The sequence below is a fragment of the Massilimicrobiota sp. An80 genome (assembly GCF_002159255.1).
In the GTDB taxonomy this organism is placed as follows: domain Bacteria; phylum Bacillota_I; class Bacilli_A; order Erysipelotrichales; family Coprobacillaceae; genus Allocoprobacillus; species Allocoprobacillus merdigallinarum.
Window position 1 is genome coordinate 16,728 of sequence record NZ_NFHI01000011.1, and the last position, 14,792, is coordinate 31,519.

Sequence of the window (14,792 nt, forward strand, 5' to 3'; positions counted from 1 at the left end):
TTCATTGTGACTCATTTTCTATAGTTAATAAGGAGGACATAAATTGAAAAGAAATATATATGGGTATGTCAGAGTATCGTCTAAAGATCAATGTGAAGACAGACAATTACTAGCATTAAAAGAATTTGGGGTTGTGGAGAGGAATATATATACGGATAAAATCAGTGGGAAAAATTTTAATCGACCACAATATCATCGTTTAATGAAAAAATTAAAACAAGGGGATGTCGTTGTTATTTTATCTATTGATAGATTAGGAAGAAATTATGATGAAATACAGAATCAATGGAGAATCATTACAAAAGAAAAACAGGCTGATATTGTTGTCTTGGATATGCCATTATTAGATACAAGAAAAAGTCAAAATAATGATTTGATTGGAACATTTATTGCAGATTTAGTTTTACAGATTCTTGCCTATGTTGCACAAATTGAGCGAGAGAATATTAAACAAAGGCAAAAAGAAGGAATTCATGCTGCTAAATGTAGAGGCGTACAATTTGGTAGACCAAGGAAAAATATCCCTGATAATTTTGATGATGTAAAAGGAAAATGGGAAAAAAGTGAAATTAATTCTCGGCAGGCTGCTCAAATATTAGGAATCTCTCAAAACACATTTTTAAGATGGTCACATGAGTAGATATATAGAGATTTTATTTTGCAATTTTGCCTTTAAAAAGTAGACATTATCGTTCGATGAACTTATAATAAAAATAAGCTTTTCATGAGTGAAAAAATATTAAAAAAGTATGATTTTTTGACGAAATATAAAACAAAAAGTATGCGTGAAAATGTCTACTTTATCGTTCATTTTTATTTTATGGAGAAAGGTGTTGAAAAATGTGTCATTTATTACAAAAGAAATGTATTTTACAATTGCACTTTTATCATATGAAAATGGTGTGGTTTGTGGTGATTTACATAGTCCAGTTTTAAAGAAAAGTATCCAGTTTCATAATTTAACAGAACTTATATTAATAATGGATCAAATCATGAAAGATTTAAATATTCCTGAATATGATGAAAGAAATCATCATGTGATTATAAAAAATCAATCCCTTGATGTTCAATTAGATTATCAGGATTTAAAACGAGATAATTTTGAAAAACATTTAAATCATTCGTTAATGTATCCTAAAAAAAGTAAAGATATTTTTACGGTTAAAGTGATGTATAGGCAGAACAATTCATGGCAAGGAGAGATGACGTGGCTTAGAACAAATAAAACCAGATTTTTTAGGAGTGCATTGGAATTAGTGGAACTCATATATTCTGTGATTGATAAATATCATAAATAAAAGAGTTTATATTCTTATTTATAACAAGCAAGGACACTATTTTTCAATACCATTACTATAAGTTTGATTTATGTATATAAAAAGATTATTGTTTTAGATGGTTATAATCTATGAAATAGAGATAAAATAAGGTATTGTATCTTTGGTAATTCAATATAAAAATGTTTATAATATATAGATAAGGGATAAAAATCTGAATTTGTTATAATGAAAGAAAAACCTCTATAGTTATAATTGTTTATAACTATAGAGGCTGTTTAATTAAATTTGAGAATTTTTTAAATCATCGTCCGTAATATATTTTAATTCTTTCATTTTTTGAATTAATTGTTTAGCTAACAATTCATGAAATTCAGTGTTTCCATCAACTAGATTGTCTTGAAGAAGACTACGAGGAATATATCCTTTATCTAGATCACTTTGGTCTTGTTTTGTTGGTGTGATATCAGCATCCTGTAAACCATTTTCTAAAAGATAATCTCTAAAATTAAGAAAATGCTCTTCATGTTCTTCTTCTAATACACTATTCATATCATTCACAATCTGAAATGTTCTTTTTGATGTTAAAGAAACAACGATATATTTCTTGATGCCTAATTGATTAAGTATAGCACGTTGATATGTGATTGTTCTGAAGATACTACCTGATTCATAGGGGTCATATGTTCCAGTAAAGATAATAGCAATTCCATTTTTATCAAAAGTTGGAAAATCAGCATTAATACGAGTATATTCATCAAGTGTTACGGATTTACCAGCTTCATCTCTAGTGAATGTGTGCACTTTTTTTTCAGAATCATATTTCAATATACCACTGATACCAGCAATTTCGACATTAGAAAAGTTACTGCCTTTATTTTTTAAAACATCTAATTCTTCATGATCTTCATTATATAACGTTAATTCTACAGGATCAGTTTGTGCAGGAATTGTAATATCATAAGCATATATTTTTGTTCTGCCTAATCTAATCGCTATATCTATTGTTTGATCCTGTGAACCCCCAAATGTCTCTATTGATAAGTCTGTTAATTCAGAAAGAACAGTTGGATATGCATGAGATCCTAGTGTTAAACTATCACCTATACAATAAAGTGTTTGAGTATTTGAGGATTCTGTAGAAGATGTAGGATAATCTTCTTGCAGATTCTGGTACTTTTGACTATCTTTACGTGTAATGAGAGTATTATATCCTATAAGCGTTAAAATAATACATACAAGTAGGATAACGATTAGAGGAAAGGATATCTTTTTCATCAGTAGTAATAATGATATGAACCAGAACCAGAATCAGCTTTTGTTAAGACGCTACCAATAACATTAACATTACTACGTTTAAGTAAATCTACACATTGAGCAGCATCTTTACGTTTTGTATCTTTAGCAGAAACAACAAAAATTGTTCCATCAACAGCATTTCCTACTGGTATTGCATCTGAAATAGAACCGATAGGTGCACAGTCAATAATGATAAAATCAAAATTTTGTTTTAAAACTTTCATATATTCTTTAAAAGTGTCTGAACTTAATAACTCAGAAGGATTAGGAACATGAATACCAGCTGTTAGTACATAGAGTAATCCAGAAAAAGATTGGTCATTAATTGTTTGGAAATATTCATCATTAAAACGATGTGTTTTTCCAAATTCAATAAGGGCATCAGTAAGACCATGTGAATTGGATAATCTCATATATTTATGTAACATTGTTTTTCTCAAATCACAATCAATAATAAGAACTTTTTTATACTTTGTCGCAAATATATATGCTAAATTCATTGATGTTGTAGATTTGGCTTCTCCTGGTTGAGAAGACGTAATTGCAACTGATTTAATAGGATTATCAACATTTGAGAATTCAATATTTGTACGAATATGTCTAAAAATTTCTGTATAATCAAATTGTGATTGTTTTTTTGATTTTTCTAAAATATTTAAAGTTTTACGATATTTTTTCTTTTGAGCCATAAATTATCTCCTTTTGAATAACTTTTTGAAAAATGATTGGTTGACTTGAATCATTTCCACGCTTTCATTTTGTAATATGTGTAATGGGTTATCATACATTAACGTTTTCAATGTTTGATAATCATATTTTTTTGAAAGTAATTGATAAATTTCCTGTAAACAAGGAATACGATGACCTTGACTGCGATGAGTATCCGTCGCAATAATATGAATCAAACCATTATTCAATAATTGATAAGCATTATTTTTAACAGTTTTTCCATGTACACCTAATAGACTTGATGCATTGACTTGAATCACATAACCACTATCAATCCACTGTTCAATTCTCTGTAAATCAATACCATGAGGGAAATATCTTTCAGCATGAGCTATAATTGGTGTATAACCCTTGATATCAATCTCATAAAGATAATCTTCAACTTCATATTCTTTCCCAATTTCTTTTCTAACATCAAATTCAACGAGAAGGTATGATGTATTTTCAATAGGTATAAACAGTTGTTGATTTATTGAATTGATATAATCATGATTTAAGAATAATTCACAACCTTCATAAACTTCGATATTTTCATTTTGAGCTAAGGCTTTGAGCTTAGCTATTCTTTCTTTAAAATGTTGGATGTCTGTTTCATTATGCGTACCGGGTACAACATGAGGTGTTGCTACTATTGTACAGATGTTATTCTCTTTAGCCATTTGTAAGGCTTTTATAGCTTCATCTTGTGTTGGAATACCATCGTCAATACCCCAGGCATAATGACCATGAATATCAATAAATTGCATTTTAGTTATCAAAATAAGGAATAGAACCTAAACAAGGAATACCTAAGTATTTTTCAGCTTCTTCCCTATTATGAATATGAGTATCAAGCATAAATTTAATAAAAAGATATCCAACACTTAAGAAAGCACCAATAAGTGCACCAATAACTAAATTCATTTTTAAATTAGGAGATACAGGTGTATCTGCGATCTGTGCCTGATCAATCGTTGAAATATTGTTAATATTTAATGTTTCCTTAGCTTCTTTTTTAAAAGTTGCAACTAATTCATCTACAATATTTTTACTTAATTCTGGGTCAGTTGTAGTAGCTGAAATACTAATAATTTGTGTATTAGTTTGGTTAGAAATAGTGACACTATTACTTACTTCAGCAGTAGTCATACCTAAACTTTCAGCAACCTGACTTTGAATATTATTACCTTTTAACATTTCAATGTAGTTATTGACCATCAAATTGTTAGCATTGATTTGTGTGTAGTCAACCATACCTTCAGTGACTTCAGGTTTTGGATAGATACTGGCAACTGATTGATATTTTCTGTCAATAAAAAAGACTGTCAAAACTCCAGCAACAATCGTTGTAACTAAAGTACTAATAATAATGAGTTTGTATTGCGCTTTTAGTAAAGCAAATAATTCCCCTAAGTTAATTTCAATTTCATCTTCATTTTTCATCATTTCTTGTTCAGTCATAGAGACCTCCTTATTTGTTGTTAAAAAATTAGAAATATGTGTCATTTATCACAAAATTCTTGATTTATTGTCATATAAATGTTATTTTATGACTAGTCATGGACTTTCGTGTGACCAGCTATATTTCAATATGTATTATGCTTGATTCACAAAAAAAAATCAAGTAATTATCAAATGTTTTCAACATATTGTAAAAATTGGTGAAAAAACATAAGTCCTGACGCAAAAAATGGAAGGAAAGGGATGATTATGGAGCGTATAGGGGATAAATATCAACTACTTGTTCGTAGAATTATTCTGATAGTGGTAGATATTATGAGTGTATTGTTAAGCTACTATGGGTCAATGATGTTATATGACTATAATATGATGTCATGGACATTTGTGTATGAAACAATGCCAATAGCAGTATTGTTGATGCTTATCAGTCTTGGCATATTTACTTTTATGAAACTATATAGTAGTCTATGGCAATTTGCATCAATCAATGAACTTATGAATATTGTCATTTCTACGCTATTCAGTACATGTGTTTTGGTAGTTATCAATATGATAACAAATGCTCATTTACCAGTTAGTGTTATATGTGGTTATTTTATGATGAGCACATTATTGGTGGGAGGAACACGTTTTAGTTATCGCTTTTTAAGATTGTATGCCAGTCGCCATGATTTATTTGGAAGAACTGACTTACAAAATAAACGAGTTATGGTAGTTGGAGCTGGTTCAGCTGGCGAAAAAATATTAAGAGAAACATTGAATACAAAAAATTTGCATAAAACAATTGTTTGTTTTATTGATGATGATCCTCATAAAATAGGAAGAAGAATACATGGTGTTCCTATTGTTGGGGATAGAAATACTATTTTGGATCATGTTTCAAAATATAAAATTGATGAAATATATATTGCTTTACCTTCAATTGATAAAAAAGAAGTAGCAAAGATATTAAATATTTGTAAGGAAACAAAATGTAAATTAAAAAGATTACCTGGTATCTATCAGTTTATTAATGATGAAATTATCTTGAATAAATTAAAAGATGTGGAAGTACAGGATTTACTTGGTAGAGATCCAATCAAAGTTAATCTAGATGAAATTATGTCTTATGTTACAAATCGTGTTATTATGGTTACAGGTGGAGGCGGATCTATTGGTAGTGAGCTATGCAGACAAATTGCAGAAAGATCACCTAAACAATTGATTATTGTCGATATCTATGAAAATAATGCCTATGATATTCAATTGGAATTAAAACGTAAATATCCAAAATTAGATTTACAAACTATGATAGCATCAGTGCGAGATGTTGGTAAAATGAATGATTTATTTGAAACATATCATCCTGATATTGTCTATCATGCAGCAGCACATAAACATGTTCCATTAATGGAAGATGCACCACATGAAGCTATAAAAAACAATGTTTTTGGAACATTGAATGTAGTGAAAGCTTGTGATCAGTATCATGTTAAGAAATTTATTTTGATTTCAACAGATAAAGCTGTAAATCCAACAAATATTATGGGAGCATCAAAAAGAATATGTGAAATGATTGTTCAAGCTTATGATCAATTATCAAAAACAGAATATGTTGCTGTTCGATTTGGAAATGTTTTAGGATCTAATGGTTCTGTTATCCCATTATTTAAAAAACAGATACAAAATGGTGGACCAGTGACAGTCACACATCCTGATATTATCAGATATTTTATGACAATTCCTGAAGCTGTGTCCCTTGTCTTACAGGCTGGTGCATATGCAAAAGGTGGAGAAATCTTCGTCTTAGATATGGGAAAACCTGTGAAAATAGTTGATATGGCAAGAAATTTAATTCAGTTATCTGGATATGAACCTGATGTGGATATTAAAATTCAATTTACGGGATTGCGTCCTGGAGAAAAACTTTATGAAGAAATGTTAATGAAAGAAGAAGGGATGCAAACAACACCAAATAAATTGATTCATATTGGGCATCCTATTGAAATGGATATTCCTTTATTCTTAAAGGAATTAGATGAATTAAAGACAATTGCTTATGATGAAGACAGTGATATGAGAAGTGCTGTTAAACATATTGTGAGTACATATCATTATGAAAATGGAAAACAAAGAGTGAAAAGAAAAATGAAACAAGATGCTGTTTTATCTTAAAAAAGATTATTCATCAATAATCGTCGCATTGTCGCGTTATTGAAATAATCTGTTATAAAAAACTGTGTCGAAATATATCGAATATTTCGAATATTTCGATAGGATAATTATACTCTTTTGGAGGAATGAGACATGTATGACAATTGGTATGCTGTGCAAGTAAGAAGTGGACAAGAAGAGGAAATTGTTAGAAAATGTGAAATTCTTGTTAAAAAAGATATCTATGAAGAATGTTTTATTCCTAGATATAAACATATGAAGAAGTTTAGAGGAAAATGGCATGAAATAGAAGATATTTTATTTAAAGGTTATATTTTTATAGTAACAGATCATGTAGATGATTTGTTTATTGAATTAAAAAAAATCCCGGACTTAACAAAATTATTAGGAAATGATGGAGAGAATATTTATCCTATATATAAACAGGAAGCTATGTTTTTAGCACAGTTTGGTGGTAAACAGCATATTGTTGATATGTCTATTGGATATATTGAAGGTGATGTGATTCATATTAATGAAGGACCTTTAATAGGATATGAAGGACATATTGTGAAAATTGATAGACATAAGCGTCTTGCTTATGTAGATATATCATTATTTGGTAGAGAAACAACTGTCAAAGTTGGATTAGAAATTATTAGTAAAATTTAGGGAAGTTATACATGAGTGTATATCTTTTTTTATACACTTTTTAACTTCATACAAAATATAAATAAAGGATAATCCGCTATTATCCTTTAGTGTGGTGAGGATATTATTCAGTGAAACCTTTTGAAAAGAAAATCTGACTATCTTCACTAACTATGCCTGGCGAAGATAGCCAATAGATAAAATAAGCTTATGCAACTAATTGAATGTTTACTATAGGAGAAAATATTAGTGAAATAGAAAAGTATTCAAGAGAATATGTAGGATGTCAGCATATGGTTGCCATACTTTCAGGAACAACTGTATTTCATCTTGCAATAAGACTTGCAGGTAACAAGTGTGGTTACTAAGTGATGGTGATATAATAAGGAGAACCAAGAAAAGTCTTTTAAATACAAGGGATTGAAGCATTTTGCCGTTTTTGAAATTCAGAAAAGGTCAGGAAATGGAAAAAATTCTTAAGTCCCAAGAGGAAGAAATGGTTTCTTGGGTACTCATAAATTGATCTACAATATTGAGTAGAATCTGAATAGGAGGATAGGTAAAGATCACTGAAACAGAAGGATTTTTGTCGTTATATAGATTGAAAAAAATAGGGTATGATAATATAGAAAAAATCAAGAGATTAATTTCGTCAAAATGACTTGCATTGTTCCTATAGGCAATGTAAAGAGTAGTTCGTTGAGCAAGGAAAATGGAATGTATTTTGATTAACAATATGTCATTAAAATAACTTTTTATGCCTATGGGAACAAAAGAGGACTCGTATCAGAGAGTAATTTCTAATGTGAGTCTTTTTCATGCGGTGAGAGGATGATAATAGTGTGTCTAATAATAATTGGAGCAGAGTAATATGGTATAGTTGCCAAAGAAACTGCTGAAGCAATGGAAATATTCACTGATATAGATTTTTTAGATGATAATAGTGATTTTGCAATTGGAAAGATTGAAGATTTAGAACATATGGAATATGATGTAGCATTTATAGCAATTGGAAATTCTGATGTGAGAGAAAAACTGCTCGATAGGATTGGTGAAAAATTGATTACGTTGGTGCATTCTATGGCATGTATATCACCTCCAGATATGATTGAAAAGGGGTGTATCATTGAGGCAAGGACTGAAATCAATTCATATACAATAATTAATTAATACTACATCAATAGTTATGAGCAATGCTATAGTTGAACATGATGCTAAGATTGGTAAGTTTTATCAATTGAAATGTAAGTGCTCAGTATCTGAAAGAAGTATAGTTCTTGATACTACGAAAGTAGATTGCAATATTATGTGGGATAAATAAAATCTGCATTTTTATGAATAGATAAATTATAAAGTAAAATGAGGGAGGAATGAGAACGATGTATTTAAAATTTGTTAAAAGATTTATAGATATCCTTCTTTCTGGAATTGGATTGATTGTTTTAGCAGCTCCTATGGGGATTGTTGCACTTCTTATTAAGAGGGAAGATCCAGGCCCTGCTATTTTTAAACAGAAGCGTGTTGGAAAAAACAAGAAATATTTTAATTTGTACAAATTTCGTAGCATGAAGATGGATACTCCACATGATATGCCAACACACATGCTTGAAAATCCGGAACAGTATATTTTGAAAATTGGTGGGTTTATTCGTAAGGCTAGCATTGATGAACTTCCTCAGATGTGGAACATTTTCAAGGGAGATATGTCGATTATCGGGCCCAGACCAGCACTTTGGAATCAAGATGATCTTGTTACTGAAAGAGATAAATATGGTGCAAATGATGTTCGTCCGGGATTAACTGGTTGGGCACAAATTAATGGACGAGATGAGTTAGAGATTCCAATAAAAGCAAGGCTTGACGGAGAGTATGTTGAAAAACAGGGATTATTAATGGATGTAAGATGTTTTTTTGGAACTATCGTAAGTGTTCTTAAGAGCGATGGTGTCGTTGAAGGGGGCACAGGTGAAATGAAAAAAAAGGCTGAGGGGAGAAAATAATGAGCAGAGTACTATTTTTATCAAACCACTTTATTACACTCTACTCATTTCGTAAAGAGTTGATTCGTAAATTATGTGAGGAAGGTCATGAGGTTTATCTCTCGCTTCCTAAAGACAATGATAATAAGATTTTTGAAGAAATGGGCTGTAAGATTGTGTTAACTGAGATAGATCGAAGAGGTGTGAATCCTAAAAATGATTTAAAGCTTATTCGCCAATATAGAAAGTTGATTCCACAGGTGAATCCAGATATAATTTTTTCTTATACTATTAAACCAAATATCTATGGCTCTATGGTAGCAAATCGACTGCATTATAAGCAGGTATGTAATGTTACCGGAACGGGAGCTACATTTTTAAAAAAGAATATGGTTAGTAGAATTGCAACATTTCTTTACAGAATTTCAATGAAACATGCATATAAGGTATTCTTTCAGAATACTGGCGATAAGGATTACTTTGTCGAGCACAAAATGATTAAAAAAAACTGGGAAATGCTTCCGGGTTCAGGTTGTAATTTAGAGGAACATCACTTTGTAGAAATGCCATCAGATGAGGTTATTAATTTCATTTTTATCGGCCGTGTTATGGAATTGAAGGGCATTGATGAATATCTAAAATGTGCAAAAAATATTAAGAAGAAATACCCAAATACAAGATTTTTGATTGCTGGATGGAACGAGGAAGAAAAATATAAAGCAATTATTCATAAATATGAGGAAAAGCGATATGTAGAATACATTGGTTTTCGCAAGGATATTGCTGATTGGATAGAAAAATGTCATTGTACTATTCTTCCGTCACACGGTGGAGAAGGAGTGCCCAATGTCCTACTTGAAACAGCTTCAACTGGAAGAGTTTGCATTGGTTCGAATATAAACGGAACAATGGATGTTATTGAAGATGGAAAGACTGGATATTTATTTGAGACAGGAAATGCCACTGATTTAACAGATAAAGTAGAGAAGTTTATTAAACTTAGTTTTAATCGAAAAAAAATGATGGGACTAGCAGGAAGAAAGAAAATTGAAAATGAATTTGATAGACAGATTGTTATCAAGAAGTATATAGATGAAGTGAAAAAGGCAGGAAGATAATGAATAAATATGTAAGAGCAGCAGTGGTTGTTCCATTTGGAACAATAAAAATTTGCTGGACTAAGATTTTTCATATGAGTGGATTTCAAGGAGCGCCAATCTGTATGATTTCTCCATTTACGGAAATAAGTATGGATATAGGTTCACATTTAAAAATTGGTAAAATGTTTAAGATGCGTGACGGGGCTAAAATTCGTGTTAGAAAAGGCGCAGAGTGTATTATAGGTAATAACACATCTGTAAATTCTAATAATATGATTGTATGTCATGAAAAAATTGTTATTGGTGATAATGTTCAATTTTCTCCTAATGTACAAGTTTTTGATCATGATCATGATTTTCGTCATCCTGACGGCTTAAAGGCGAATCATTATAAGACGGCTCCGATTGAAATTGGAAATAATGTATGGATAGGTGCTAATTCGATAATTCTTAAAGGAACAATAATTGGAGATAATGCGGTTATTGCAGCCGGTAGTGTGATTAAAGGAAATATACCTGATGGAACTGTAGTTGTTCAAAAAAGGATTACAGAGATGATTTTGTGATTAATAATATAATGAATTGAATAAAGAAGGTGTTAGAATGAAGAAATTAGCTGTTTTTACGCTATATTCCAAAAAGGGAGCGTCTTCAAATTATAGAGCATATATTTTTAAGGATGAATTTGAAAAGAATTTTTATACACAGTATTTTTGCTTTTGGAATGATAAATATACTGCTGAATATATGTGGAATAAGAAAAAATACAAGCTAAAAATCGGAATATTATATTTAATAGGTGCTGTCAAGCGTTTATATCAGTTGTATTTTATTGCCCCTCAATTTGATGTTGTATTTATACAGAAGGGAGTTATTCCTAAATATAAGTGGACAATGCTAGAGCATTTAAAAAGACAGGGAATAAGAATTGTCTTTGATGTGGATGATGCAATTTACGAGTTGAAGAGGGATAATTCAGATAGAATTGCGCAAAAATCTGATGCTGTAATTTGTGGAAATGAAACTTTAAAAAAGCATTATGAAAGAGTTAATCCAAATTGTATTATTTTACCTACAATAGAAGATACAACAAAATATGAACCATATTGGAGACAAACATTTTCAAAAAAGATTATTGGATGGATTGGGAGTGAAACGACAATTGATAACTTGGAATTAATAGTTGAGCCGATTAATGAATTGATTCAGCAACATCCAGAAGTATCATTTCATATAATAAGTAATACAGCGTTAGAATTTACAGAGAGAATTCGTAATAGTAAATTAATTGTGTGGTCAGAAAATGATTATATAAGGAATATTAGTGACTTTACTATTGGGATAATGCCACTTAAGAATAATAAAATAAACAGAGGCAAATGTGGATTTAAATTAATACAGTATCTTAATATGAAAAAACCAGTTGTGGGTAGTCCAGTAGGAGTGAATGAATCAATTATTAAAGGAAATGGTATTACGGCAAATTCCAAAGAAGAATGGATTGATGCTTTTGAAACGCTTCTATATCAAGAAGATAGATATTATGGTTGCATATCTCATATTGAAACAGATTTTTTTAGAGAGTATCATTTCCAAAATGTTAGTAAAAAGCTGATAGAAATTCTAAAGAGCTAAGTAAAAAGCCAAACATTTGGGGGAGAGAAGTTTTATGAATATATTACTTTGTAGTCTAGTATTAGTTGTATTTACTTTGGTAGGTATATATCAATATAATAGATTATTAAATCCAATAACTGGATTTATTTCATTTCAGTTACTATTAATTCTTCTTGGATTATGCTCGCCTGCATTTGAAACTGATTATTCAGTTGAATTTTTTATGATATTGATGACGTCTTATATAATGTTTTGGATAGGAACATTAGGGGGTAAAAACCTTATATTTAAGATAAGGAAAACTTCGTCAGTAGAAGGTGAGTATTCCTATAATAAACTTGTTAAGGCTGTGAGAATCATAGCTGTAATAACAAATATAAGCATAGTTTTTTATTTGATTGACATACTAGGAAACTTTGGTTTGAGCTACATTATTTCGAATATGTCAGAATACAACCAAATATTGCAAGAAGGATATTATTCTGGAAAACTATATTATACACTTACATTTTTAGCTTTGCCAGAGTCTGTGTTTGTGTTGATCTTACTATTGGAGAAAAAGACAAAACATAGATTTTTGTTATTTGTTCAATTTATTATATGTTTTATACCGTTTATCTCTGTTAGAAGGGACACTCTTTTTAAAGCCATTTTATTAAATCTATTGACGTACTATTATGTACAAATTAGTAATGGAAGAAAAGGGAAAAATAGAAAAACCAAAGGTGGATTATTAAAAATAGGAGTAATTATAGCTGGAACGACAGGATTTATGAGTGTTACTCAAAATATGCTTAATAAATCATATAGTATACAAAACTTTGCTGTAGCAGGATTTAAAATTCCTGATTTTTTAAGCTCTCCATTAACATATTTTATTGGAAGTTTTCCTTATTTCAATAAGTTGATAGAAACAAATATCAAATTTTTAGGTGTAGGAATATCTACGTTTAGAATTCCTTTATTATATTTACAAGGCTTATGGGGAGGGAAGTTAAATTTAAGTACACCATTTAGTCTCGATTTTTTGAATATAGGGACGCAGTCATATATAGCTTTTAATACTGCGCCAATACAATATTATTCATTAATTGAGTTTGGATTACTATTTCCATTGTTTTATTTGGTGCTTGGATATATTTCTTCGAGAATGTACTACAAATTTAATAATAATATGAATATAAGGAATACAGTAGCTCTTGTTATGATTCAGAGCATTTTGATTTGGGGAATTAGAGAATACACGCTAATCTATTTAACAACATGGATAACGATAATAACTATGATTATTGTATGTATATATATTAAAGAACCAAAAAAGGAGTGAGCGTTATGAAAATATTAATGATTTCTTACCACTTTCCGCCAGAAGATGGTTCATGTAGCGATAAAAATATAAAGATGTTGAATGCATTGATTGATTCAGGTGTCTCTGTTGATGTGTTAACGGTTGGCAACGATAGTTTAAAAAATAATATCAAGTCAAGTGTTTATCGTGTTAAAGGTGGTATATTTCACAGGGGAGTAAATGAAATATTATCTGATTGTAGTTCAACTACGATAACAGACATGACAAATAAAAGAAATAGTATAAAAAAATTTATTCGAGATCATATAATTCCAGATCCGGTAATTGATTGGTATCCAAATGTAATTAGATGGGCGAAAACAGTAAATTGGGGAAAATATGATCTTATTTTATCCATTTCATCACCTTATAGTGCTCATATAATAAGTGAAAAATTATCAAGAAAATATAATGTACCGTTTATTTGCACCTATGGTGATCCTTGGATTTATGAACCATCAAGAAAACGAAGTAAATTACGGTATGCAATTGAGTTTTGCTTGGAAAAAAGAGTAGCTAAACGTGCAAAAAAAATATTTGTAATTACCGATTATAATAAAAGAAAGTATTCTGAGTTATATAATCTCTCGAATGATAAAATTGATACATTTAATATAGGCTTTGATCAAAATATGGTAAAGAATATAGAAAGTAATGTGAGTAATGGAAAAATTCATTTAATATACGGGGGTTCTTTGAATCCGGTACATAGAAATCCGTATCCATTTGTTGATGCTGTAAATGATATGCCGAATAAAGATATTATCCATGCTGTTATATATAACAATGATTACACACAACTGAGAGAGTCAGTAGAAAAATTTGGAATCCAGGATATTGTTGAAATTAAAGATCTAGTTCCGAGTGAACAGTTTCGAAAAGAATTATATAAATCCAATGTGTTGTTATTATTTGGAAATAAAACAACATTTCAAGTCCCTGGAAAGATATTTGAGTATATAGCCACAGGTATTCATATACTATATATTAGAAATAATAATAGTGATGATGATGCGTCATTGAAGATTTTACAAGATTATGGAAATGTAACAGTTACATCTAATGATAAAAAAGACATAATTGATGCAATAGAAAGAATGCACCAATTATTTAGCTCGGATAAGATATTAAATGAACATAATCGAGAACGTTATGAGTATCATGAAACGATGAGAAATATCGTTGATTACGTAAAAAATTTTAAAAAGTAGAGGTGGAT

At 29.9% G+C, this 14,792-nt stretch carries 16 protein-coding genes; 12 read left to right on the plus strand and 4 right to left on the minus strand.

Annotated features, from left to right (window positions below):
- Positions 1-43: 43 nt before the first annotated feature.
- Together B5G32_RS04655 and B5G32_RS04660 are read left to right on the plus strand one after the other, a co-directional pair.
- Positions 44-640, plus strand: a complete 597-nt coding sequence (locus B5G32_RS04655; RefSeq protein ID WP_087935986.1) for a recombinase family protein — start codon at positions 44-46, stop codon at positions 638-640.
- 202 nt (positions 641-842) lie between these two features.
- Entirely contained in the window at positions 843-1,298 is a 456-nt protein-coding gene (locus B5G32_RS04660) for a hypothetical protein (protein WP_087935987.1), read from the plus strand.
- 261 nt (positions 1,299-1,559) lie between these two features.
- On the opposite strand, the gene B5G32_RS04665 is transcribed toward B5G32_RS04660, so the two are convergent.
- The 4 genes from B5G32_RS04665 to B5G32_RS04680 are packed head-to-tail and all read right to left on the minus strand — an operon-like array spanning position 1,560 to position 4,745.
- On the minus strand, positions 1,560-2,555 hold the full coding sequence (locus tag B5G32_RS04665) for a hypothetical protein (RefSeq protein ID WP_087935988.1): 996 nt from the start codon (positions 2,553-2,555) through the stop codon (positions 1,560-1,562).
- Positions 2,555-3,265 (minus strand): CpsD/CapB family tyrosine-protein kinase, encoded by a 711-nt coding sequence (locus B5G32_RS04670; protein ID WP_087935989.1) that lies wholly within the window; start codon positions 3,263-3,265, stop codon positions 2,555-2,557. Before B5G32_RS04670 ends, B5G32_RS04665 begins: the two co-directional genes overlap by 1 nt.
- 3 nt (positions 3,266-3,268) lie before the next feature.
- On the minus strand, positions 3,269-4,051 hold the full coding sequence (locus B5G32_RS04675; protein WP_087304298.1) for a tyrosine-protein phosphatase: 783 nt from the start codon (positions 4,049-4,051) through the stop codon (positions 3,269-3,271).
- Position 4,052: 1 nt separating this feature from the next.
- Positions 4,053-4,745 (minus strand): YveK family protein, encoded by a 693-nt coding sequence (locus tag B5G32_RS04680; RefSeq protein WP_158093971.1) that lies wholly within the window; start codon positions 4,743-4,745, stop codon positions 4,053-4,055.
- 249 nt (positions 4,746-4,994) lie between these two features.
- On the opposite strand from B5G32_RS04680, the gene B5G32_RS04685 reads away from it, so the two are divergent.
- From B5G32_RS04685 to B5G32_RS04725, 10 genes are all read left to right on the plus strand, one after another.
- Positions 4,995-6,899: a nucleoside-diphosphate sugar epimerase/dehydratase gene (locus B5G32_RS04685; protein ID WP_087936017.1), complete on the plus strand. Its 1,905-nt coding sequence runs from the start codon at positions 4,995-4,997 to the stop codon at positions 6,897-6,899.
- A 132-nt stretch (positions 6,900-7,031) separates the two neighbouring features.
- Positions 7,032-7,550, plus strand: coding sequence for an antiterminator LoaP (gene loaP, locus B5G32_RS04690; RefSeq protein WP_087935990.1), 519 nt, complete (start codon positions 7,032-7,034; stop codon positions 7,548-7,550).
- Positions 7,551-7,753: 203 nt separating this feature from the next.
- Positions 7,754-7,897, plus strand: coding sequence for a DegT/DnrJ/EryC1/StrS family aminotransferase (locus B5G32_RS14360; RefSeq protein WP_143746590.1), 144 nt, complete (start codon positions 7,754-7,756; stop codon positions 7,895-7,897).
- Positions 7,898-8,405: 508 nt separating this feature from the next.
- Complete coding sequence (locus B5G32_RS04695) at positions 8,406-8,699, plus strand: PglD-related sugar-binding protein (RefSeq protein ID WP_255374743.1); 294 nt, start codon at positions 8,406-8,408, stop codon at positions 8,697-8,699.
- A 209-nt stretch (positions 8,700-8,908) separates the two neighbouring features.
- Positions 8,909-9,529, plus strand: a complete 621-nt coding sequence (locus B5G32_RS04700; protein ID WP_087935992.1) for a sugar transferase — start codon at positions 8,909-8,911, stop codon at positions 9,527-9,529.
- Positions 9,529-10,626, plus strand: coding sequence for a glycosyltransferase family 4 protein (locus B5G32_RS04705; protein ID WP_087935993.1), 1,098 nt, complete (start codon positions 9,529-9,531; stop codon positions 10,624-10,626). The genes B5G32_RS04700 and B5G32_RS04705 overlap by 1 nt, the downstream gene beginning before the upstream one ends.
- On the plus strand, positions 10,626-11,174 hold the full coding sequence (locus B5G32_RS04710) for an acyltransferase (protein ID WP_087935994.1): 549 nt from the start codon (positions 10,626-10,628) through the stop codon (positions 11,172-11,174). The genes B5G32_RS04705 and B5G32_RS04710 overlap by 1 nt, the downstream gene beginning before the upstream one ends.
- A gap of 37 nt (positions 11,175-11,211) precedes the next feature.
- On the plus strand, positions 11,212-12,243 hold the full coding sequence (locus B5G32_RS04715) for a glycosyltransferase (protein WP_087935995.1): 1,032 nt from the start codon (positions 11,212-11,214) through the stop codon (positions 12,241-12,243).
- 34 nt (positions 12,244-12,277) lie between these two features.
- The gene (locus B5G32_RS04720; RefSeq protein ID WP_087935996.1) at positions 12,278-13,552 is read left to right on the plus strand and encodes an O-antigen polymerase; all 1,275 of its coding nucleotides are present in this window, start codon (positions 12,278-12,280) and stop codon (positions 13,550-13,552) included.
- Positions 13,553-13,557: 5 nt separating this feature from the next.
- On the plus strand, positions 13,558-14,784 hold the full coding sequence (locus tag B5G32_RS04725; protein WP_087935997.1) for a glycosyltransferase: 1,227 nt from the start codon (positions 13,558-13,560) through the stop codon (positions 14,782-14,784).
- The last annotated feature ends 8 nt before the right edge of the window (positions 14,785-14,792 follow it).